General features: G+C 72.2%; 18 protein-coding genes. 13 read left to right on the forward strand and 5 right to left on the reverse strand.

Going from position 1 to position 22,253, the window contains the following annotated elements; translation table 11 throughout:
• Nucleotides 1–155 precede the first annotated feature (155 nt).
• Entirely contained in the window at nucleotides 156–905 is a 750-nt protein-coding gene (locus AC4IJH_RS18085; protein WP_490852769.1) for an SIMPL domain-containing protein, read from the forward strand.
• Nucleotides 906–945: 40 nt separating this feature from the next.
• On the opposite strand, the gene nicT is transcribed toward AC4IJH_RS18085, so the two are convergent.
• Nucleotides 946–2,094: a Nickel transporter NicT gene (nicT, locus tag AC4IJH_RS18090; RefSeq protein ID WP_490852770.1), complete on the reverse strand. Its 1,149-nt coding sequence runs from the start codon at nucleotides 2,092–2,094 to the stop codon at nucleotides 946–948.
• Nucleotides 2,095–2,241: 147 nt separating this feature from the next.
• Here nicT and alaS point away from each other — a divergent pair, with 147 nt between their 5' ends.
• Nucleotides 2,242–4,896: an alanine--tRNA ligase gene (alaS, locus tag AC4IJH_RS18095; protein ID WP_490852771.1), complete on the forward strand. Its 2,655-nt coding sequence runs from the start codon at nucleotides 2,242–2,244 to the stop codon at nucleotides 4,894–4,896.
• 87 nt (nucleotides 4,897–4,983) lie between these two features.
• Here alaS and AC4IJH_RS18100 read toward each other — a convergent pair whose 3' ends face one another.
• Nucleotides 4,984–6,384: a short-chain fatty acyl-CoA regulator family protein gene (locus AC4IJH_RS18100; RefSeq protein WP_490852772.1), complete on the reverse strand. Its 1,401-nt coding sequence runs from the start codon at nucleotides 6,382–6,384 to the stop codon at nucleotides 4,984–4,986.
• Nucleotides 6,385–6,747: 363 nt separating this feature from the next.
• Between AC4IJH_RS18100 and aceA the strand changes: the two genes are divergently transcribed.
• The 3 genes from aceA (at nucleotide 6,748) to AC4IJH_RS18115 (ending at nucleotide 10,644) form a co-directional block, all read left to right on the forward strand.
• On the forward strand, nucleotides 6,748–8,028 hold the full coding sequence (aceA, locus tag AC4IJH_RS18105) for an isocitrate lyase (RefSeq protein ID WP_490852773.1): 1,281 nt from the start codon (nucleotides 6,748–6,750) through the stop codon (nucleotides 8,026–8,028).
• A 145-nt stretch (nucleotides 8,029–8,173) separates the two neighbouring features.
• On the forward strand, nucleotides 8,174–9,751 hold the full coding sequence (aceB, locus tag AC4IJH_RS18110) for a malate synthase A (protein ID WP_490852774.1): 1,578 nt from the start codon (nucleotides 8,174–8,176) through the stop codon (nucleotides 9,749–9,751).
• Nucleotides 9,748–10,644, forward strand: a complete 897-nt coding sequence (locus AC4IJH_RS18115; RefSeq protein ID WP_490852775.1) for a 3-hydroxybutyryl-CoA dehydrogenase — start codon at nucleotides 9,748–9,750, stop codon at nucleotides 10,642–10,644. Before aceB ends, AC4IJH_RS18115 begins: the two co-directional genes overlap by 4 nt.
• 96 nt (nucleotides 10,645–10,740) lie before the next feature.
• On the opposite strand, the gene AC4IJH_RS18120 is transcribed toward AC4IJH_RS18115, so the two are convergent.
• Nucleotides 10,741–11,235, reverse strand: coding sequence for a PaaI family thioesterase (locus AC4IJH_RS18120; RefSeq protein WP_490852776.1), 495 nt, complete (start codon nucleotides 11,233–11,235; stop codon nucleotides 10,741–10,743).
• A gap of 94 nt (nucleotides 11,236–11,329) precedes the next feature.
• Here AC4IJH_RS18120 and AC4IJH_RS18125 point away from each other — a divergent pair, with 94 nt between their 5' ends.
• A complete protein-coding gene (locus AC4IJH_RS18125) occupies nucleotides 11,330–11,797 on the forward strand; it encodes a winged helix-turn-helix transcriptional regulator (RefSeq protein ID WP_490852777.1) in 468 nt (155 codons plus the stop codon).
• Nucleotides 11,798–11,830: 33 nt separating this feature from the next.
• On the opposite strand, the gene AC4IJH_RS18130 is transcribed toward AC4IJH_RS18125, so the two are convergent.
• The gene (locus tag AC4IJH_RS18130) at nucleotides 11,831–12,577 is read right to left on the reverse strand and encodes a CTP synthase C-terminal region-related (seleno)protein (RefSeq protein ID WP_490852778.1); all 747 of its coding nucleotides are present in this window, start codon (nucleotides 12,575–12,577) and stop codon (nucleotides 11,831–11,833) included.
• A gap of 76 nt (nucleotides 12,578–12,653) precedes the next feature.
• On the opposite strand from AC4IJH_RS18130, the gene AC4IJH_RS18135 reads away from it, so the two are divergent.
• Together AC4IJH_RS18135 and AC4IJH_RS18140 are read left to right on the forward strand one after the other, a co-directional pair.
• On the forward strand, nucleotides 12,654–13,601 hold the full coding sequence (locus AC4IJH_RS18135; RefSeq protein WP_490852779.1) for a LysR family transcriptional regulator: 948 nt from the start codon (nucleotides 12,654–12,656) through the stop codon (nucleotides 13,599–13,601).
• 343 nt (nucleotides 13,602–13,944) lie between these two features.
• Nucleotides 13,945–15,120: a nucleotide disphospho-sugar-binding domain-containing protein gene (locus AC4IJH_RS18140; RefSeq protein ID WP_490852780.1), complete on the forward strand. Its 1,176-nt coding sequence runs from the start codon at nucleotides 13,945–13,947 to the stop codon at nucleotides 15,118–15,120.
• A 120-nt stretch (nucleotides 15,121–15,240) separates the two neighbouring features.
• Here the strand turns inward: AC4IJH_RS18140 and AC4IJH_RS18145 are convergent, their stop codons facing one another.
• Nucleotides 15,241–15,930 carry a methyltransferase domain-containing protein gene (locus AC4IJH_RS18145; protein WP_490852781.1) on the reverse strand — a complete coding sequence of 230 codons (690 nt, stop codon included), beginning with the start codon at nucleotides 15,928–15,930 and terminating at the stop codon, nucleotides 15,241–15,243.
• A gap of 450 nt (nucleotides 15,931–16,380) precedes the next feature.
• Here AC4IJH_RS18145 and AC4IJH_RS18150 point away from each other — a divergent pair, with 450 nt between their 5' ends.
• From AC4IJH_RS18150 to AC4IJH_RS18170, 5 genes are read left to right on the forward strand one after another with little or no spacing between them, the layout of a single operon-like run.
• Nucleotides 16,381–17,454, forward strand: coding sequence for a glucose-1-phosphate thymidylyltransferase (locus AC4IJH_RS18150; protein WP_490852782.1), 1,074 nt, complete (start codon nucleotides 16,381–16,383; stop codon nucleotides 17,452–17,454).
• Nucleotides 17,451–18,452: a dTDP-glucose 4,6-dehydratase gene (rfbB, locus tag AC4IJH_RS18155; protein WP_490852783.1), complete on the forward strand. Its 1,002-nt coding sequence runs from the start codon at nucleotides 17,451–17,453 to the stop codon at nucleotides 18,450–18,452. The genes AC4IJH_RS18150 and rfbB overlap by 4 nt, the downstream gene beginning before the upstream one ends.
• A 7-nt stretch (nucleotides 18,453–18,459) precedes the next feature.
• Entirely contained in the window at nucleotides 18,460–19,764 is a 1,305-nt protein-coding gene (gene rfbH, locus AC4IJH_RS18160; protein ID WP_490852784.1) for a lipopolysaccharide biosynthesis protein RfbH, read from the forward strand.
• On the forward strand, nucleotides 19,761–21,155 hold the full coding sequence (locus tag AC4IJH_RS18165; protein ID WP_490852785.1) for an NDP-hexose 2,3-dehydratase family protein: 1,395 nt from the start codon (nucleotides 19,761–19,763) through the stop codon (nucleotides 21,153–21,155). Before rfbH ends, AC4IJH_RS18165 begins: the two co-directional genes overlap by 4 nt.
• Complete coding sequence (locus AC4IJH_RS18170; RefSeq protein WP_490852786.1) at nucleotides 21,149–22,210, forward strand: Gfo/Idh/MocA family protein; 1,062 nt, start codon at nucleotides 21,149–21,151, stop codon at nucleotides 22,208–22,210. The genes AC4IJH_RS18165 and AC4IJH_RS18170 overlap by 7 nt, the downstream gene beginning before the upstream one ends.
• Nucleotides 22,211–22,253: the final 43 nt, after the last annotated feature.

Genomic DNA, 22,253 nt, shown 5'->3' on the forward strand with positions numbered 1-22,253 from the left:
GGCCGCGTGCCCGCCCCCTCGGCCGGGCGGCCCCGGGTGATGTGGCTGCTGCGGTGAGGTGATGGGCGCGGTGTGGTTCGGGGCGGGCGGGGGCGGTGGGTGCTGGGATGGCCGCGCATGTGCCGTCGGCGCATCCAAGCGAGAGGAAGTCGCTCATGAAGGTGCAGTCCGTCTCCACCCCGCCCCGCCCGGCCGCCGCACGGCTGGTGGCCCTGTCGGCGCTGGCCCTGGGGCTGACCCTGACCGGTGCCGCACCGGCCGCCGCGGCGCCCGCGGACCCCGGCCCCCGGCCCGGCACGGTGACCGTGGTCGGCACCGGATCCGCCTCCGCCGCCCCCGACCTCGCCATTGTGTCGGCCGGGGTGGAGGCGAAGAAGGCCACCGCCAAGGAAGCCCTCGCCGCACAGGGCACCGCAGCCAAGGCCCTGCTGGACGCCGTACGCCGCCAGGGCGTGGCCGAGCGGGACATCCGTACCGAGGGCCTGAGCCTCAGCCCCGTCCACGAGACGAACAACGGGACCTCCAAGCTGACCGGCTATCAGGCGGGCCAGTCCTTCTCGATCAAGGTCCGTGACGTGAAGAAGACCGGCGCGGTCATCCAGGCGGCGATGGACGCGGCGGGCGACGCGGGCCGGCTCAACGGGGTCTCCTTCGATGTCGCCGACCACTCGCCGCTGCAGACCAAGGCCAGGGCCGCGGCCTACAAGGACGCCAAGGACAAGGCCGGGCAGTACGCCCGGCTCAGCGGGAACCAGCTGGGCCGCCTGGTCTCGGTCAGCGAGACCGACGGCGCCGGACCGCGCCCGTTCCCGGTGGCGGTCTTCGACAAGCAGGTGTCCACGCCCGTCGCTCCGGGCGAGATCCGCAACGAGGTCAGCACGAACGCGGTGTACGAGCTGCGCTGAGCGCCCCGCAGCGGCGTCGACCCGCTCCCCGTGGAGCGGGTCACTCCGCCTCTCGCTCGCCCGTGGCGAGGCCCGCGGTCCACTTGTCCTCGATCCGGGCCGCCTTCCACACCACCACCGCCACGACCCAGGTGACGAAGAACAGCCCGACGATCACGAACCCGACGACGTTCAGGTCCAGGCCGCCGACCCAGTCCCAGAACCCGCCGTGCAGATCCAGCTTCTCGGCCAGCAGCCCCAGCAGTTCGACCGTGCCGATGAGCAGCGCGACGGCCACCGACAGACCGGTGATGGTGAGGTTGTAGTAGACCTTGCGCACGGGCCGGGCGAAGGCCCAGCCGTACGCGAAGTTCATGAAGACGCCGTCGAGGGTGTCCAGCAGCGACATCCCGGCCGCGAAGAGCACCGGCAGGCACAGGATCGCGTACCACGGCAGCCCGGAGGCGGCGCCGGAGCCCGCCAGCACCAGCAGCGCGATCTCGGTGGCGGTGTCGAAGCCGAGGCCGAACAGCAGCCCCAGGGGATACATCTGCCAGGGCTTGGTGACGGCCTTCATCACCCGGCCCAGCAGCCGGTTCATCAGGCCCCGGCTCTCCAGCTGCTCCTCCAGCGCCGCTTCGTCGAAGCGGCCCGAGCGCATCGCGCGGAACACCTTCCAGATCCCGGCCAGGATCACCAGGTTGATGCCGGCGATGACGTACAGGAAGAGGCCGGAGACGGTGGTGCCGATCAGGCCGGTGACATCGTGCAGCGCGGACCCGTCGTCGCGCACCGGCCCCGCGACGGCCTTCACCCCCAGCGAGAGCAGCACGGCCAGCGCGAAGACGATGCTGGAGTGGCCGAGCGAGAACCAGAAGCCCACCGACAGCGGGCGCCGCCGCTCGGTCATCAGCTTGCGGGTGGTGTTGTCGATGGCGGCGATGTGGTCGGCGTCGAAGGCGTGCCGCATGCCGAGGGTGTACGCGGTCACCCCGACGCCGATGCCGAACGCCTTGGTGCCCACCGAGTAGTGCTGCGGGGCGACCAGCGCCACGAGCGTGAACCAGCCGATGACGTGCAGGGCCACGATGAAGACCGCCATACCGCCCAGCCGCACCCACTCCTCACGGCTCAGCGACCTGCGCAGCCGTTGCCATCGTGAAGCCCCAAAGGCGGCGGCAGTTGTGGGGGAGGCGGGGGTGGTGACCATGGTGGTGGGGATCTCTCCTCGGGCGCTGGACCGGACGCCTCAACCCTCATGATCAGGGTTTTCGGCAGCAACCATCCATCGGTAAAGAGCGCCCCTTATTGCATACTCTTTGCAAGTACCTAAAGCGTGCAGGAACTGGAGCTCCCCTTGCGTACCGCCGATATCCGCACCCGATTCCTGGACTTCTTCGCCGGGCGCGGGCACACCGTCGTCCCCAGCGCCCCGCTGCCCACCCCCGACCCCACGCTGCTGTTCGTCAACGCCGGAATGGTGCCCTTCAAGCCCTATCTGACCGGCGAGCGCGAGGCGCCCTGGCCGCGCGCCACCAGCGTGCAGAAGTGTGTGCGGACCCTGGACATCGAGGAGGTCGGCCGCACCACCCGGCACGGCTCCTTCTTCCAGATGAACGGGAACTTCTCCCTCGGCGACTACTTCAAGCAAGAGGCCATCGCCTACGCCTGGGAGCTGTCCACCACCGGACAGGAGAGCGGCGGCTACGGCCTGGACCCCGACCGCATCTGGGTCACCGTCCACCACTCCGACGAGGAGAGCCGCGCCCTGTGGCGGCGCATCGCCGGTCTGCCCGACGAGCGCATCGTGGCCCGCGGCGACGAGGACAACTTCTGGTCCATGGGCGTACCGGGCCCCTGCGGCCCCTGCTCGGAGCTGTACTACGACCGCGGACCGGCGCTCGGCAGGCCCGGCGGACCCGCCGTCGACGAGGACCGCTACATGGAGTTCTGGAACCTGGTCTTCATGCAGTACGAGCGCGGCGAGGGCAGCGGCAAGTCCGGCTACCCCATCCTGGGCGAACTGCCCCGCCGCAACATCGACACCGGCATGGGCCTGGAGCGGATGGCCACCCTCCTGCAGGGCGTCGACAACCTCTACGAGATCGACGAGACCCGCCCCGTCCTGGACCACGCCGCCCGGCTGGCCGGCGTCCGCTACGGAGCCGACGCGCAGGCCGACATCCGCCTGCGCGTGGTCGCCGACCACGTGCGCACCGCCTTGATGCTGCTCGCCGACGGCACCGCCCCCGGCAACGAGGGCCGCGGCTACGTCCTGCGCCGCATCCTGCGCCGCGCGGTGCGCTCTATGCGCCAACTCGGCTACCAGGACGCCGCGTTGCCCGAACTGCTGCCCGTCGCCCGGGACTGCATGGCACCCAGCTACCCCGAGGTCGCCGAGGGCTACCAGCGGATCGCCGATCAGGCGGGCGGCGAGGAGGAGGCCTTCCGGGCCACCCTGCGCCAGGGCACCACCGTGCTCGACACCGCCGTCGCCAAGGTCAAGAAGGACGGCGGCCGCGCGCTGCCCGGTGCCGAGGCCTTCCTGCTGCACGACACCTACGGCTTCCCCATCGACCTCACCCTGGAGATGGCCGCCGAACAGGGCGTGGAGGTGGACCGCGCGGGCTTCACCGCCCTGATGGAGCAGCAGCGCGAGCGGGCCCGCGCCGATGCCCGCGCCCGCAAGTCCGGCGGCACGGCGGACACATCGGCCCTGCGCGACCTGCTCACCACCCACGGCCCCACCGACTGGCGCGCCTGGGAAGCACTGGAGACCGAGTCGCGGGTGCTGGGACTGCTCGGCGCCGCAGGCCCGGTCGCCACGGCCGCGCAGGGCGAGATCGTCAGCGTCGTCCTGGACCGCACCCCCTTCTACGCCGAGTCCGGCGGTCAGGAGAGCGACGCCGGACACCTGACCGGCGCCTCGGTGGAGGCCGAAGTCCTGGACGTACAGCGCCCGTTGGCCGGTCTGGTGGTCCATCAGGTCCGGATCACGGCGGGCGAGCTGGCCCTCGGCGACGCCGTACGCGCCGCCGTCGACCCCGAATGGCGCCTGGGCGCCCGCCAGGCCCACTCCGGCACCCACATCCTGCACGCCGCGCTGCGCCAGGTGCTCGGCCCCACCGCCCTGCAGTCCGGCTCCTACAACCGGCCCGGCCAGCTGCGCCTGGACTTCCCCTGGCGCGGCGGCCTGAGCCAGGCCGTCCGCGGTGACATCGAGCAGGCCGCCAACCAGGCGCTGCGCCGCGATCTGCCCGTCGGCGTACGGTGGATGACGCTCCCTCAGGCCAAGGAGCTGGGCGCGCTCGCCCTCTTCGACGAGACCTACGGTGAGCAGGTGCGGGTGGTGGAGATCGGCGGCGCCTGGTCGCGCGAACTGTGCGGCGGCACCCACGTCGAGCACGCCTCCCAGGTCGGCGCGATCGCGCTGACGGGCGAGTCCTCCGTCGGCGCGGGCATGCGCCGCCTGGAGGCCGCCGTCGGCATCGAGGGTCTTGGCTACCTCGCCCGCGAACGCGACCTGGTCTCCCGTATCGCCGAGCAGCTCCAGGCCCCGCGCGCCGAACTCCCCGACCGTATCGCCGCGTTGCTGGAGCGGCTGAAGGCCGCCGACCGCGAGGCCGCCCGGCTGCGGCAGCAGGCCGCGCAGGGCCGCGCCGCCGGCCTGGCCGCGGCGGCCGCCGATGTGCACGGCGCACTGGTGGTCACCGCGCGCGAGGACGGCGGCGCGGAGGAGGCCCGGCGGCTGGCGACGGCGGTACGGGACCGGCTCCCCGCCCGCCGGCCCGGCGCCGTCGCCGTCGGCAGCCCCGCGGGCGGCGGCCGGGCCGTCGTCGTGATCACCCTCAACCAGGCCGCACGGGCCGCGGGTTGGTCGGCCGCCTCCCTGGTCAAGCAGCTGCTGGACGGCAGGGGCGGCGGCAACGACGAGGTGGCACAGGGCGGCGGACTGCCCGAAGCGGACCTCGACGCCACCTTGGCGGCGCTGCCGGGCCTGCTTGTGAAGTGACGTACCGAGGCGCCGAGTGACGCACTGAGCCGCCTTCTCGGGGGAGCGGCCCCCCGCTCCCCCGAGAAGGCCAGGGGCTGACTGCGGTCAGTTCCGCACCGGATACGGCACGAACGTCGTGCTGTTCTCGTCCACGGCCAGCTGCCTGCCCAGCGGGGGAGCGGCCCGCTGGGGGCAGTCCAGGCGTTCGCAGATCCGGCAGCCCATGCCGATGGGGGTGGCCGCCGCCTCGTTGTCCAGGTCCAGGCCGTCGGAGTACACCAGGCGTCCGGCGTGCCGCACCTCGCAGCCCAGGCCGACGGCAAAAGTCTTGCCCGGCTCGCCCCAGCCGCCGCGGTGCCGGGTGATGGTGCGCGCGGTCCACAGATAGCGCTGCCCATCGGGCATCGCCGCGACCTGCACATGGATACGGCCGGGGGAGGCGAACGCCTCGTAGACGTTCCACAGCGGGCAGGTGCCGCCCGCGCGCGAGAAGTGGAAGCCGGTCGCCGACTGCCGCTTGGACATGTTGCCCGCCCGGTCCACCCGTACGAAGGAGAACGGCACCCCGCGCAGCCGCGGCCGCTGCAGCGTGCTCAGCCGGTGGCAGACCGTCTCGTAGCCGAGCCCGAAGCGGTCCGCCAGCCGCTCGATGTCGTAGCGCATCTCCTCGGCCGCGGTGTGGAAGGCCCGGTAGGGGAGGATCAGCGCGGCGGCGAAGTAGTTGGCGATGCCGATCCGGGCCAGCGACCAGGTCGCGCTGCCCTTCTCGTAGTCCTCGCCCGCGTGCCCGTCCAGCTCCTCGGAGCGCTCCAGCAGTGCGAGTTGGGTGGCCATCCGAAACGCCTGCTGGCCGGGCCGCAGCCGCGGGGACAGATGCAGCACCCGGCGGGTGGGGTCGTAGCGGTGCAGGCGGTCCGCGTCTGTGGCGATGTGGACGCGGTGCCGCTCGGCGAGCCGGGCGGCCAGGGCCTGCCGGACCTCGCCGGGCCGGATGCCGATCCGCGCCGCCAGCTCCTCGGCGCCCACATCGATGTCGTGCAGATAGTTCTGGCGGCGGTAGAAGAACTCCCGTATCTCCTCGTGCGGGCCGCGGTGGGCCGCGGTGTCCCCGATGCCGTCGCGGCCCTGGGAGACCTCGGCCAGCCGCTCGGCCAGCGCCTGGTTGCGGCGGCCGAGCGTCAGCAGCGCCTCGGCGACCGCGGGCAGCCGGGAGGCCAGCTCGCCCAGGTCGGCGGCGGACAGGGCGAGCCCGGACGGCTGGTCGGCCAGCGTCTCGCGCAGATCCGCCAGCAGCCGGCTGGTGTCGCGCTCGGAGAAGAAGCCCGGGTCCACCCCGAACTCCTCGGTCAGGCGTAGCAGTACGGGCACCGTCAGCGGCCGGGAGTCGTGCTCCATCTGGTTGAGGTAGCTCGGCGAGATGGCCAGCGTACGGGCCAACTCGGCCTGGCTCAGGCGCCGTTCCTCGCGCAGCCGGCGCAGGCGCGCCCCCGCGTAGATCTTTCCCATCCCCTGTACCCCCTGATCAGGCCCGCTTCCGGGGCGCGGTACGCGGCGGCCCGGGCGGCGGGCACATCGTAACCACCGCACCCTCCCTGCCCCTTCGCAGCCTTGGCACAACGCGGGGAAAAGATTGGCATGAATTGGCTCAGCTCCACCCTTGTTGGCACTCAGTGCCACTGTCAGAGTCGTAGTACGGCCCGCCGGACCCCGACTCCCCGGGCGCATTGCTCACCTCTCCACATTCCGGGGGAGGGTCGGCGGGCCGCACAGGGCAATCGATGGCACTGAGTGACGTGCCATTTGCACCGTTCGCAACAACGACGCAGTTCAGCACAACGACGAGCTTTCTCGCGAACCCGGGAGACGGACATGGCGCAGCACGGCACCACGGCGGACGAGCTGACCCGGCAGTGGGCGACGGACCCGCGCTGGCAGGGCATCGAGCGGACCTACGGCGCGCAGGAGGTGCTGCGGCTGTCCGGCAGCGTCCGCGAGGAGCACACCCTGGCCCGGCGCGGCGCCGAACGCCTGTGGCGCCAGCTGCACGAGCGCGACTACATCCACGCGCTGGGCGCGCTCACCGGCGGCCAGGCCGTGCAGATGGTCAAGGCCGGACTGCAGGCCATCTACCTGTCGGGCTGGCAGGTGGCCGCCGACGCCAACCAGGCCGGGCACACCTACCCCGACCAGTCGCTGTACCCGGCCAACTCGGTGCCGCAGGTCGTGCGCCGCATCAACAACGCGCTGCTGCGCGCCGACCAGATCGCCACCGCCGAGGGCGGCACCGACACCACCGACTGGCTCGCCCCCATCGTCGCCGACGCCGAGGCCGGCTTCGGCGGCCCGCTCAACGCCTTCGAGCTGACCAAGGCGATGATCGCGGCGGGCGCGGCCGGCATCCACTACGAGGACCAGCTGGCCTCCGAGAAGAAGTGCGGCCACCTGGGCGGCAAGGTCCTGGTCCCCACCGGGCAGCACATCCGCACCCTGAACGCCGCCCGCCTGGCCGCCGACATCGCCGATGTGCCCACCGTGATCGTGGCCCGCACCGACGCCCTCGCCGCCAACCTGCTGACCAGCGACGTGGACGAGCGCGACGCCCGCTTCTGCACCGGCGAGCGCACCGCCGAGGGCTTCTACCGGGTCGAGAACGGACTGGCCTCCGCCATCGCCCGCGGCCTGGCCTACGCCCCGTACGCCGACCTGCTGTGGATGGAGACCGGCACCCCCGACCTCGGCCAGGCCCGCGAGTTCGCCGAGGCCGTGCACGCGCAGTACCCCGACCAGTTGCTGGCCTACAACTGCTCGCCGTCCTTCAACTGGCGCGCGGCGCTGGACGACGACCAGATCGCCAAGTTCCAGCGCGAGCTGGCCGCGATGGGCTACCGCTTCCAGTTCATCACCCTGGCCGGCTTCCACTCCCTCAACCACGGGATGTTCGACCTCGCACGCGGCTACGCCGAGCACGGCATGACCGCCTATGTCGACCTTCAGGAGCGGGAGTTCGCCTCCCAGAAGGACGGCTTCACCGCCGTCAAGCACCAGCGCGAGGTGGGCACCGGCTACTTCGACCAGGTCTCCACCGCGGTCAACCCGGCCTCCGAGACCGTCGCGCTGCGCGGCTCCACGGAAGAGGAGCAGTTCCACTAAACGCTCCGCCGGGAAGTGCGGTGCGGCCATCTGCGGGGACGCCGCGGCTGGTCGCCCAGCTCCCCGCGCCCCTTGGGGGCGCGGCCGCACCGCACCGGCACCGCCCCCCCGTACGCCGCCCGTTTTGCCCGCTCAGGAGACCGAGATGGCGACCCCCGCACTGACCGGCCGTCTCCAGGTGCTCGGCGCACCCGGTGACCGCTTCGAGACGATCCTGACACCCGCGGCCCTGGAGTTCCTGGGGCAGCTGGACGCGGCCTTCGCCCGGCGGCGCGCCGAGCTGCTGGCCGAGCGCCGGCACCGCGCCGAACTCCTGGCCGCGGGCGGTGCGCTGGACTTCGTGCCGTGCACCGCCTCCGTACGCGAGGACCCCTCCTGGCGGGTGGCGCCGCCCGCACCAGGGCTCACCGACCGCCGGGTGGAGATCGCGGCCCCGCCCGAGCGCCGGACGGCGGCGGGCGCACTCGGCTCCGGGGCGCGGGTGTGGGTGGCCGACTTCGAGGACGCCACCGCACCGACCTGGCACAACATCATCGAAGGGCAGCTGACCCTGCGGGACGCCGTCGAGCGGACGGCCGGCCGGGGCGCGCCGCACGGGCCCGGAGCGGGCCGGGTCACCATCGCCGTACGGCCGCGCGGCTGGCACCTGACCGAGAAGCACCTGCTGGTCGACGGCCGCCCGATCGCCGCGTCCCTGGTCGACTTCGGCCTCTACTTCTTCCACTGCGCCCAGCGGCAGATCGACGCGGGCAGCGGCCCGTACTTCTGCCTCTCCAAGCTGGAGAACCACCTGGAGGCCCGGCTGTGGAACGACATCTTCGTCCTCGCCCAGGACCTGCTCGGCATCCCGCGCGGCACCGTACGGGCGAGCGTGCTCATCGAGACGGTCACCGCCGCCTTCGAGATGGAGGAGATCCTCTACGAGCTGCGTGAGCACGCGGCCGGGCTGACCGCGGGGCGCTGGGACTACCTCTTCAGCGTCGTCAAGACCTTCGCGCACCGCCCCGACCTCGTCCTGCCCGACCGCTCCACCATCACCATGACCGCGCCGTTCCTGCGCGCCTGCACCGAACTGCTGGTCCACACCTGCCACAAGCGCGGCGCGCACGCCATCGGCGCCATGGCGGCCCAGATCCCCGGCCGCGAGCGGGCCGCCGCCGAGGCCGCCCTGGCCACGGTGCGGCTGGACAAGGAGCGCGAGGCCGAGGACGGCTTCGACGGCTCCTGGGTCGCCCACCCGGGCCTGGTGCCGGTCTGCCGCACCGCCTTCGACGCCGTGCTGGGCGAGCGCCCGCACCAGATCGAGCGCACCCGCGGCGATGTGTCCGTCGCCCCCGCCGACCTGCTGTCCCTGCACCGTACGGCCACACCCCCCACCGAGGAGGGCGTGCGCGCCAACATCGCCCTGGCGCTGCGCTACTTCGACGCCTGGCTGCGCGGGCGCGGCGCCCCCGCCCTGTACGGGCGCATCGAGGACGCGGCGGGAGCGGAGACCGCGCGCTGCCAGATCTGGCAGTGGCTGCGGCACGGCGCCGTCGGCCGCGAGCGGGTGGAGCGGCTCCTGGACCAGGAGAGCGCCGCGCTGGCCGGGCAGGACCCGGGCGCGCTGTGCGCCGAGGCCCGAGCCCTGTTCGCGCGCACCGCGCTGGGCCCCGAACTCCCGGCGTTCTTCACCACCGACGGCTACGCGCGCCACCTCGTACGACGGGAGCACGGACAGTGAGCACAGGACGGACGAGGCACAGCGGCACGCGCCGGATCCAGCGGGTGGGGGTGGTGGGCGGCGGCCAGATGGGCGCCGGTATCGCCGAGGTGTGTGCCCGCGCGGGGCTGGACACCATCGTGTGCGAGGCGGACGCCACGGCGGCCGAGGCCGCCCGCGACCGGGTGACCGCCTCCCTCCAACGTGCCGTACAGCGCGGCAAGGTGGAGGCCGGGGCCGCCGAGGGCGCGCTCGCCCGGCTGGCCTTCACCGGCGACCTGGACGCCCTCGCCGACCGGCAGCTGGTCATCGAGGCCATCGTGGAGAACGCCGAGGCCAAGACCGCGCTCTTCGCCGCCCTGGACAAGGTCCTCGCCGACCCGCAGGCGATCCTGGCGACCAACACCTCCGCCATCCCCGTGATGCGCCTGGGCATGGCCACCGCGCGCGCCGACCGCGTTCTGGGTCTGCACTTCTTCAACCCGGTGCCGGTCCTGCCCCTCGTCGAGGTCGTCACCTCCCTGCATACCTCGCCCCAAGTCGCGGCGGACATCGCGCAGTTCGCCACCGACGTGCTCGGCAAGACGGTGATCCGCTCCCGCGACCGGGCCGGGTTCATCGTCAACGCGCTGCTGATCCCCTACCTCCTCGCGGCGGTGCGGATGGCCGAGTCCGGCTATGCCAGTGCCGAGGACGTGGACACCGGCATGGAGCTGGGCTGCGCCCACCCCATGGGCCCGCTCAAGCTCGCCGACCTCATCGGCCTGGACACCGTCGCGGCCATCGCCACGTCCCTGTACGAGGAGTTCAAGGAGCCCCTGTACGCCCCGCCCCCACTGCTGCTGCGCATGGTGGAGGCCGGGCTGCTGGGCCGAAAGACCGGGCGGGGATTCCACCGCTACGGACCGGGCTGAGGGGCCCGGGACGACTGCGTCAGGTGCCCGGCGGGGAGGGACCGCCGGGCACCTCGCGCGCAGGTGCGCCCGAAGTCCCGGCGCCGCCGCGCGGGTTCAGGCCCCGGAGGCGGGAAAGAGCAGACAGCTGCTGGTCGCGTGGGCGAGCAGGCGGTCGGTGGGGTCGTACAGCTCGGCCTGGGCCAGCGCGGTGCGGCGGCCGCGGCTGAGGACGGTGCCGACGGCGCGGACCGTGCCGGTGTCGAGCGTGACCGGGCGCAGGAACTTCGTCGTCAGATCGAGCGAGGTGTACGCCATGCCGGGCGGCAGCGTGGACTGGACCGCGCAGCCGGCCACGGTGTCCAGCAGCGTCGCGAAGACGCCGCCGTGCATGCTCCCGATGGGGTTGTAGTGCTCCTCGCCCGGCACCAGCGAGACCACCGCCCGCCCCTCCTCGACCTCGTCGAAGGTGAAGCCCAGGGTGGCCGCGATGGGCGCCGTCGGCACCCGGCCCGCGATCATCGCGTGCAGGAACTCCAGTCCGGACACCGTCCCCACCGCGGCCGCCGAGACCGCCGGATCCTCCCACTCGTACGTGCGTGACCGGCCCATACCCACTCCCTCGCCTCGGCTGACTTCGTTCGAAAAAGTTAGCTGTCGCCGACCATGGCGGTCAATGGCCCGGCCAGCTACTTAGGATGGGGCGATGAAGTGGCTTGAGATGAGCACCGAGAACTGCTCGGTCCAGCGCACTCTGGATGTGGTCGGCGAGAAGTGGACGCTGCTGATCCTGCGGGACGCCTTCCACGGAGTCCGCCGCTTCGACGACTTCCGCTCCCACGTGGGGCTCTCGGAGGCCGTGCTGGCCGCCCGGCTGCGCAAGCTGGTGGCCGGCGGAGTGATGGAGACCCGCCCCTACCGCGAGCCGGGCAGCCGCACCCGCCTCGAATACCGGCTGACGGCCAAGGGATGGGACCTGTGGCCGGTCGTGATCGCCCTGATGCAGTGGGGCGACAAGCACGCCGCCACCACCGAGGGCCCGATGCTGCACGTCCAGCACGCCGAGTGCGGCGCCCCGGTGCGTACCGTCGTCGAGTGCTCCCGGGACCACGACGCGCTCGCCCCCAACGAAGTGCGGGTACGCCCAGGGCCTGCGGCGCGGTCGGCGGGCTGAGAGGGGCATCTCCCGTGCTGCGGGCGGCAGTTGTCAGCTGGCGGGCACCGGCTCGGCCCCGGCGTGCCGCACCGCCGCCGCGGCCAGCGCCTTGATGACCGGGTGCGGCCGGCTGCCGTCGCCGGAGAGCTCCGGCTGGAAGAGCGTGGCGAAGAAGAAGGGGTGGCCCGGGAGTTCGGCGATGCGCACCGCGCCCTGCTCGTCACGGCCGCTGAAGCGCAGCCCGTGCGCGGTGAGGATGTCGAGGTGCTCCGGGGCGGGCCCGTAGGAGCAGTGGTAGCGCTCGACGGTCCGCTCCAGGCCCAGGACGCGCTCGGCCAGCGATCCGGGCTCGATGCGGATGGCGCCCTCGTGGCCGACCAGCGAGCAGGCCAGCGGCACGATCAGCGCGTCGGCCGCCTCCGGGTCGTTCTCCGCGTGCGCGATGGCGCCCAGGCCGCAGACGGTACGGGCGTACTCCAGCAGCGTGTGCTGGAAGCCGCCGCAGGTGCCCAGGAACGGGATGTGGCGCTCGCGCGCGGTGCGTACGGCGGCCAGCGCGCCCGCCTCGCTGCGGTACGGGCTGGCCGGCACCAGCCATATCGCGTCGAAGCCGTCCAGCGCGCCCGGGACGGCCGCGTCCTGGGTCGGCACCCAGTACGCGTCCAGGACCAACTGGTCGCGGTCGGCGAGGGAGTCCAGGAGCGCCGGGATGCGGACATGGGCGCGCACGCTGCCGGAGCGCTCGCCGACCAGCGCGATCCGGGCGGTGGAGGCGGGGGTGTGCTCGGTGTTCGTCATGCGGACATCCTGAACCGGCAACCGAGTTCAGGGCCAACGATGATTCATGACCAGCCCATAAGAAATACTGATGCGCATGGATCCGCACCTGCTCCGCACGTTTGTCGCTGTTGCCCGCCGCGGCTCGTTCTCCGCCGCCGCCCGCGAACTGGGCTATACGCAGTCGGCGGTCTCCCAGCACATCGCCGCGCTGGAGAGCGACCTGGGAGCGGTACTGCTCCAGCGGCGCCCGGTCGCCCCCAACGCCGCGGGCGCCCGGCTGCTGGAGCACGCCGGGCCGCTCCTGCTGCGGCTGGACGCGGCCCGCGCGGACATCGCCCGCCTCACCGCCGCACCCGCCGCCAGGATCACCGTCGCCGCCACCCCGCTGGCCGTCAACTCCCGTACGGCCAAGGCCCTGGCCCAGGTACGCAGGGCACACCCGCTGCTGCACATCACCCTGCGCGTCCTTGGCCGCGAGGCCATCTCCACGGCCGTGGCGACGGGCGAGGCGGGCCTCGGCCTGGTCGACGGGATGGCCGCGCCCAACGACCCGCTGCTCCTGCCCGACGTCGGTCCGCTGAGCACCGTCGCCGTCGCCGAAGCGCCCCTTGCCGTCGCCCTCTCGCCCCGGCACCCGCTGGCCCGCCGGGACCACCTGCGGCTGACCGACCTCGCCGACGCCCGCTGGATCGACGCGCCCGACACCGCCGTCCCCCTGGAGCGGCTGCGCCAGGCCGTCGGCCCCGGCGGGTTCCGCTCCGCGCTGCGCTACGAGGGCACCGACGTACCGGCCCTGATCCAGCTCGCCGCGGCGGACCACGGCCTGGCCCTGCTGCCGCAGCACACCCTCGACGCCGTCCCAGCAGTCGTGGCGGTCCCGGTTACGGAGCCGCGCCTGGTCCACCGCACCGAACTCCTGCACAGCGGCGGCGCGGACGATACCGCGGCGCTGCTGGCGAAGATCCTGACCGGGGCGGACCCCGCAGCGGCGGGCGCCCAGGGTCCCCCGCAGGACGCGGAGATGGATGGGCGCAGCATCTGACGGACTGCCGTACGGGCCGTTGAGGGCCGCGAGCCGCGGCCGGGAGGCTGCCCTCACCGCACTCAGGGCGTTGCGGGCCTCGCGCCGCAGCCGGGACCTCGCGGACGGCGGGGCTTCGCGGACACGCCCTAGGGCCTGTCGTCACAGTCCCGTCGTTCGCCCGGAGGGCGGGCCTGGCGGCGTCTGGCGCGTGCGATCGCAAGGCGGAGGGTCGCCCCGGTACTGGGTGTACCGGGGTGAGCCCGACAACGCGGCGAGCGTGCGTGCCAGGCGTCGCCAGGCAGACGGGACTTTGACGACAGGACCTAGCACTGCCGGAGCCGGTCAACGGGGAGAGGGTGTCATGAGGGCGCTATTCATCACGGGAGGAAGTCCCGGCGCGGTGTTCGACCAGGCGTCGCTGGCGCACGCCGCACGGGCCGCCGGGCACGAGGTCATGATGGCGGGACCCGACAAGGTCACGCCCGCCATCGCACAGGTCGGGCTGCCGCCGCTGTCCGTATCCGCCGACGACAAGCAGCAGTTCACCGAGGAGGACGCCTCCGGCAAGCCCGAGGCGCTGCCCGAGGACATCCACGAGCAGATGCACCTGGTCGGCCAGTGGTACGCGAAGCTGACCGAGGAGAGCCTGCCGCCGCTGCTGGAGCTGGCCGGGCACTGGCGGCCGGACGTGATCGCCGGCGGGCCGGTGTGCTTCGCCGCCCCGCTCCTGGCCCACCGCCTGGGCGTGCCCTGGGTCGAGCAGCCGTGGGGCTGGATCGACTGCCGGGAGTACAAGGCGGGCGGCATCGCGGCGCTGCAGCCGCTGCTGAAGCAGTGGGGGCTGGCCGAACTGCCGCCGCCCGACCTGCTGTTGGAGGTGTGCCCGCCCAGCCTCGCGCCGCCCGGCGCGCCGCCCTCGCAGCCGCTGCGCTGGGTGGCGGGCAACACCTACCGGGAGCTGGAGCCGTGGATGCTCGCCCGCTCCGGCCGTCGCCGGGTGCTGCTGACCAGCGGCAGCCGGGTCACCAGCGAGGGCACCCCGCACACCATGGGCGTGCAGGTGCTGCGCGAGGTGGCCGGGCGGCTGGACGCGCTGGGGGTGGAGGTGGTGCTCGCCGTGCCCGACGAGGCCGCGCAGTGGCTGCGCGGGGAGCTGGACGTGCCCGGCGTGCGCGTGGGCTGGGTGCCGATGGACGTCATCGTGCCCACCTGCGACCTGATCGTGCACCACGGCGGCACCGGCACCATCATGACCGCGCTGACCTGCGGGGTGCCCCAGCTGTTCGTGCGGGAACTGCCGTCGCTGGGCGAGATGGACGCGCTCTTCACGTGCGGCGCGGCCCTGGAGCTGCCGCAGGACGCCAAGGCGCCGCAGGACATCGCCCGGGCCTGTGAGCGGATGCTGGCGGACCAGGCCTACCGCGAGCGCTCCGAGGTCATCGCGCGGGAGATCGCCGGGCTGCCGTCGCCGGCCGAAGTCATGGGCGTGGTCGAGAAGTTGGTGTCCGCCTCGAAGGCGCGGGCGGGCGGCGCCTGACCCGGGCGCGCACGCGTACGGCGGCCTGCCCCGGAGCTGTGGCCCGGGGCAGGCCGCCGTATGTGCGGGAGCGGCAGGCGGGGGAGGCGGCCGTACGGACAGGGGGTACGGCCCTCGCCTCTAGTGTGCCGGGAGGAGTTCCAGCAGCCGGAACTCCAGGGTCTTGCGGTCCAGGAATTCACGGCTGGTGTACTGCAGTTCCACGATGCGCAGACCGGCCTCCTGGGCGAGCCGGTCCAGCAGGGCGCGGTTTCCCCTGCTGTTGAAGCCCAGCAGCAGCCTGCCGTTCTCCGTCAGGTACTTCGGCCCCTCCTGGAGATAGGCGCGGTGGCAGGCGTAGCCGCTGTCGAGGATGGACCGCTCGATGTCGCTGGAGTAGGAGTAATCGGCGGGCGCCTCCTCGGCGTTGGAGTTCCAGAAGACGACATCGAACCTGTCCTGCGGGTCCAGCGCGCCGAACATGTCGCTGTGCAGCACCCGCACCCGGTCGGCCACGCCGTGTCGTACGGCGTTGCGGCGGCAGTTCTCCACCGCGGCCTGACTGATGTCCACCGCGGTGACCTGTGCGCATCCGTTCTGCGCCGCCGAAATCGCGGTCACGCCGGTACCGCAGCCCATTTCCAGCAGCGCGCCGGATTCCGGATACGGCAACCACTGGGTGTAGATCTCGGTGGATGACGAGAGGAACGGTGCGAAAACGCCCGGCAGCAGATCCCATTCCTGATCCAGTAGTTCGAACGTGGTCGGATCGGTGGTGGTGTCCTGGTGGCGGGCGGCTACGGCTTTCTTGGCCTCAAGATTCTCCGTCATTCAACGGTCTCCCGTTCTTTGATGGTTGTCCGTGTTGCGACCGGCTTGTTCGCGGGTAACTTGCACTCGCCCGGCCTCTTCGTAACCCGTACCGCCCGATGTATGTCACCTGGGGCGAATTACCTGCGCCATGCAGATGACAGGCGGCTCAACACGGGTGTGCCGCAAAGAAATTGCCCTATGAATCGGTCGCCGGAATATTCCATGCGCCGACCTGATGCATGCGGGGTCAAGTTAACGTAAAAGGCAGCTATGCATTGACCCATCGGACGGCACTGAAGAAGGTATCCGAAAGCATTGCCCGCACTGTGTATGTCATTAGTGCAAGGCGGTTACGGGCCTGACGGAACATCAAAAAGAGGCCGTCCCGACTTCCCGCTGCCCTTGGGCCATCGTGCTCACGCGGGGGATCAAAGCCATAACTCACCGGGCGACGAGGAGAGAACTTCCATGAAAGCTCTGGTGCTGTCAGGAGGGGCCGGAACGCGGCTTCGCCCTTTCAGTTATTCCATGCCCAAGCAACTCATCCCGATAGCCAACAAGCCCGTTCTCGAGCATGTCCTGGAGAATATACGGAATATCGGCGTCACCGAGATCGGCGTGATCGTCGGTGACCGCGGCTCCGAGATCGCCGAGGTCATCGGCGACGGCTCCCGCCTGGGCGTACGCGTCACCTACATCCCGCAGGAGGAGCCCAAGGGCCTGGCGCACTGCGTGGCCATCGCCCGCCCCTTCCTGGGCGATGCGGACTTCGTGATGTACCTCGGCGACAACATGCTGGTCGACGGGATCGCCACGCCCGCCGAGGACTTCCTGACCCACCGCCCCGCCGCCCAGGTCGTGGTCCACAAGGTGCCCGACCCCCGCGCGTTCGGGGTCGCCGAGCTGGACGCCGACGGCAGGGTGACGGGCCTGGTGGAAAAGCCCGAGCGGCCCCGCAGCGACCTCGCGCTGATCGGCGTCTACTTCTTCACCGCCGCCATCCACCGGGCGGTGGCCGCCATCCGCCCCAGCGCCCGCGGCGAGCTGGAGATCACCGACGCCATCCAGTGGCTGGTGACCCGCGGCAGCGAGGTCAAGGCCACGGCCTACGACGGCTACTGGAAGGACACCGGACGGGTCGAGGACGTACTGGAGTGCAACCGGCGCATCCTGGCGGACCTGGAGCCGGCCGTCCGCGGCGAGATCGACGGCGCCAGCGAACTGCGCGGCCGGGTCGTGATCGAAGCCGGCGCGCGCATCGTCGGCTCCCGCATCGAGGGCCCGGCGATCATCGGCGCTGGCGCCCTCGTCCAGGACAGCCGCATCGGACCCGACACCTCCATCGGCCGCGGCTGCGAGGTGCGGGCCAGCCGGCTGAGCGACTCCATCGTGCTGGACGGCGCGACCATCGCCGAGGTCCACGGGCTGCGCGGCTCCCTGATCGGCCGCGGCGCCAGCGTCCGCGCCAGCCGCCCCGGCACCGGCGACTCCCACCACCGGCTGGTGGTCGGCGACCACACCCGCATCGAGGTGGCGGCATGAGGATCCTGGTCACCGGCGGCGCGGGGTTCATCGGCTCGCACTACGCCCGCAGCCTGCTCCAAGGGCACTACGAGCGCTACGAGACCGCCCAGGTCACCGTCCTGGACAAGCTCAGCTACGCGGGCAACCGCGACAACCTCCCCGCCTCCCACCCGCGCCTGGACTTCGTCCGCGGCGATGTGTGCGACGCGCATCTGCTGCGCGACCTGCTGCCCGGCCACGACGCGGTGGTGCACTTCGCCGCCGAGTCGCACGTGGACCGCTCCCTGGAGTCCGGTGCCGAGTTCGTGACGACCAACGTCGGCGGCACCCAGACCCTGCTGGAGGCGTGTGTGCGCGCCGGCGTCGAGCGGGTGGTGCACGTCTCCACCGACGAGGTGTACGGCTCCATCGAGACCGGCTCGTGGACCGAGGACTTCCCGCTGCTGCCCAACTCGCCCTACGCGGCCTCCAAGGCGGCCTCGGACCTGGTGGCCCGCGCCTACTGGCGCACCCACGGCCTGGATGTGTCCATCACCCGCTGCTCCAACAACTACGGCCCCTACCAGCACCCCGAGAAGCTGATCCCGCTGTTCGTCACCAACCTGCTGGAGGGCCGCCAGGTCCCCCTGTACGGCGACGGGCGCAACATCCGCGAATGGCTGCACGTGGACGACCACTGCCGCGCCATCCAGCTCGTCCTCTCCCGCGGACGAGCCGGTGAGATCTACAACGTCGGCGGCGGCAACGAGCAGACCAACCGCGCCATCACCGAACACCTGCTGCGGCTGTGCGGCGAGGACTGGTCGATGGTCCGCCCGGTGGCCGACCGCAAGGGCCACGACCTGCGCTACGCCCTGGACGAGTCCAAGATCCGCGACGAGCTGGGCTACGCGCCGCGCATCCCCTTCGCCGAAGGCCTGGCGGACACCGTCGCCTGGTACGGCGACCACCCCGACTGGTGGAAGGCCGCCAAATACGACGCCGCTCCCAGCGACTTCGACAACGAGCAGAGGTGACCCGGCCGTGAGCGAGCACAAGAACCTGATCCTGGACGAGGTGCGCAAGTTCCACCAGGACACCCAGGGGGACGACCGGTTCGTACCCGGCACCACCGAGATCTGGCCCTCCGGCGCCGTACTGGACGACGAGGACCGCGCGGCCCTGGTCGAGGCGGCCCTCGAACTGCGGATCGCCGCCGGGCGCAGCTCCCGGCTGTTCGAGTCGCGCTTCGCCAAGCGGATGCGGCTGCGCAAGGCCCACCTGACCAACTCCGGCTCCTCCGCCAACCTCCTGGCGATGGCCGCCTTCACCTCGCACCAGCTGGAGGAGCGGCGGCTGCGCCCCGGCGACGAGGTGATCACCGTCGCGGCGGGCTTCCCCACCACCGTCAACCCCATCCTGCAAAACGGCCTGGTCCCCGTCTTCGTCGACGTCGAGCTGGGCACGTACAACACCACGGCCGACCGGGTCGCCCAGGCGATCGGCCCCAGGACCCGCGCCATCATGATCGCGCACGCGCTCGGCAACCCCTTCGAGGTCGCCGAGATCGCCCAACTCGCCGAGGCCCACGACCTGTTCCTCATCGAGGACAACTGCGACGCGGTCGGCTCCACCTACGACGGGCAGCTCACCGGCACCTTCGGGGACATCACCACGGTCAGCTTCTACCCGGCCCACCATCTGACGATGGGCGAGGGCGGGTGCGTACTGACCGCCAACATGGCGCTGGCCCGGATCGTGGAGTCGCTGCGCGACTGGGGGCGGGACTGCTGGTGCGAGCCCGGCGAGAACAACAAGTGCCTCAAGCGCTTCGACTACCAGATGGGCACCCTGCCGGCCGGGTACGACCACAAGTACATCTTCTCCCACGTCGGTTACAACCTGAAGGCCACCGATCTCCAGGCGGCGCTCGGACTGACCCAACTGGCCAAGCTGGACGACTTCATCGAAGCCCGCCGGCGCAACTGGCGGCGGATGCGGGAGGGCCTGGAGGGCACGCCCCACCTGGTGCTGCCGCGGGCCACCGAGCGCAGCGACCCCAGCTGGTTCGGGTTCGCGCTGACGGTGGACCCCGAGGCGCCGTTCGGCCGCGCGGAGCTGGTGGACTTCCTGGAGGACCGCAAGATCGGCACCCGGCGGCTGTTCGCCGGGAACCTCACCCGCCACCCCGCCTACATCGGCCAGCCGCACCGCGTGGTCGGCACGCTCGACAACAGCGACATCATCACCGAGCACACCTTCTGGACCGGCGTCTACCCCGCCCTCACCGACGAGATGATCGACTATGTCGTCGCCTCCATACGGGAGTTCGTGGGGGCCCGCTCATGAGCGGCGACGTTTCCCTGCGCCCGCGGACGGACACCGCCCTGGCCGCACGGTTCGCCCGCTCGGCAGCCGAGCGCACCGAGGGCGTCCAGCTGCGCACCGCCGACTTCGCCGCCTGGCTGGCCGGGCGCGGCCGGGCGCACCACTTCGCGGTCCGGCGGATCCCCTTCGCCGAGCTGGAGGGCTGGTCCTTCGCGCCGGACACCGGCAATCTGCGCCACCACAGCGGGCGGTTCTTCACCGTGGAGGGCCTGCACGCCAAGGTGAGCGAGGGGCCCTTTCGCGAGTGGCAGCAGCCGATCATCAAGCAGCCGGAGATCGGCATCCTGGGCATCCTGGCCAAGGAGTTCGACGGCGTACTGCACTTCCTGATGCAGGCCAAGATGGAGCCGGGCAACCCCAACCTCCTCCAGCTCTCCCCGACGGTGCAGGCCACCCGCAGCAACTACACCAAGGTCCACCGGGGCGCGGACGTGAAGTACATCGACTACTTCGTCCGGCCCGGCAGGCGGCGGGTGCTCACCGACGTCCTGCAGTCCGAGCACGGCGCCTGGTTCTTCCGCAAGGTCAACCGCAACATGATCGTGGAGACGGACGACGAGCCGCCGCCGGACCCGGACTTCTGCTGGCTGACCCTGGGCCAGATCGGGGAGCTGCTGACCCGGGACAACGTGGTCAACATGGACTCCCGTACGGTCCTGGCCAGCGCGCCGACCGACCGCGCGCAGGGCACGGCGCTGCTGTCCGACGCGGACCTGCGGTCCTGGTTCACCTCCGAGCGCTCCCGGCACGAGGTGCACATCGAGCGCATCCCGCTGGAGCAGGTCAAGGGCTGGCGGCGAAGCGAGGAGTTCATCGAGGAGGACCAGGGGCGGCACTTCAAGGTGGTGGCCGTCCAGGTGGCGGCCGGCAACCGCGAGGTCACCGGCTGGACCCAGCCGCTGTTCGAACCGGTCGCGCCGGGCGTGGCCGCGTTCCTGACCCGCCGCATCGGCGGGGCGGTGCACCTGCTGGCACACGCCCGCGTGGAGGGCGGCTTCCTGGACACCGTCGAACTGGGGCCGACCGTACAGTGCCAGCCGGGCAACTGGGACTTCCTGCCGCCCGAGGAGCAGCCGCGCTTCCTCCAGGACGTGCTCACCGCCGGCCCGCAGCGGATCCGCTACGAAGCGGTGCACTCGGAGGAGGGCGGCCGCTTCCTGAACGCCGTCAGCCGCTATCTGCTCGTCGACGCCGCGGGCATCCCCGGCGCCGAGGACGTCACCGCGCCCCCGCCCGGCTTCCAGTGGGTCACACCGGGGCAGCTCAACGCCCTGGCCCAGCACGGCCATTACGTCAATGTGCAGGCCCGTACCCTGCTGTCGGTCCTCAACAGCGGGGCGGCGCCGTGCTGAGCGCCGACGGCGCGGGGCCGGACGCCGTGCCCGGGCCGCCCGTACGCCTGGGCGTCCTGGGATGCGCCGGCATCGCCCGCCGCCGGATGCTGCCCGCCATGGCGGCCTGCCCGGCCGTGGAGGTGGCCGCGGTCGCCAGCCGCAGCCGGGACACGGCCGAGAGCACGGCCCGGCAGTACGGGTGCCGGGCCGTCCACGGGTACGAGGCGCTGCTGGCCGACGACACGCTCGACGCGGTGTATGTGCCGCTGCCCGCCGCCCTGCACGAGCGCTGGACCCGCGCCGCCCTGGAAGCGGGGCGGCACGTGCTGGCGGAGAAGCCGCTCACCCTCCAACGGGACGCGACCGCGCGGCTGTTCGCGCTCGCCCAAGAGCGCGGGCGGGTGCTGGTGGAGAACGTGATGTTCGTCCACCACGGCCAGCACGAGGCCGTACGGGAGCTGGTCGGCAAGGGGGCCATCGGCGAACTGCGCGCCTTTCGCGCCGAGTTCACCGTCCCGCGCCGCCCGGGGACCGACATCCGCTACCGGCCCGAACTGGGCGGCGGCGCCCTGTGGGACACCGGCGTCTACCCCGTGCGGGCCGCCCTGCACTTCCTGGGGCACGCCCTGGACGTCGTGGGGGCCTCGCTCACCCGCGGCCCCGGGTTCTCCGTCGACACCGGCGGCAGCGCGCTGCTGCGCACCCCCGCCGGGGTCACCGCCCAGCTGGCCTTCGGCCTGGACCACGGCTACCGCTCGGCCTATGAGCTGTGCGGCAGCCAGGGCCGGATCACCCTGGAGCACGCCTTCACCCCGCCCGCGGACCGCCCGCCTGTCGTGCGGGTGGAGCACGGCGAGGGCGGCGAGGAGATCCGGCTGGCGGCCGAGGATCAGGTGGCCGCGGCGGTCGCCGCGTTCGCCCGCGCCGTACGCAGCGGGTGGGCGCCCACGGAGGACTCCCGGCAGCAGGCGGAACTGCTGCACGGGATACGCCGCGCGGCGGGCCTCGGCGGCCTGAACGGCCACCGCCGTACGGGGCCGGCCGGAGTCCGGGGGCCGCGGCGGGCGCGCTGACCCCGGGCGCCCAGGGGCGACCGAAAGCCGATGGGCCCCGCCT

Source organism: Streptomyces sp. UF-297, assembly GCF_058245575.1.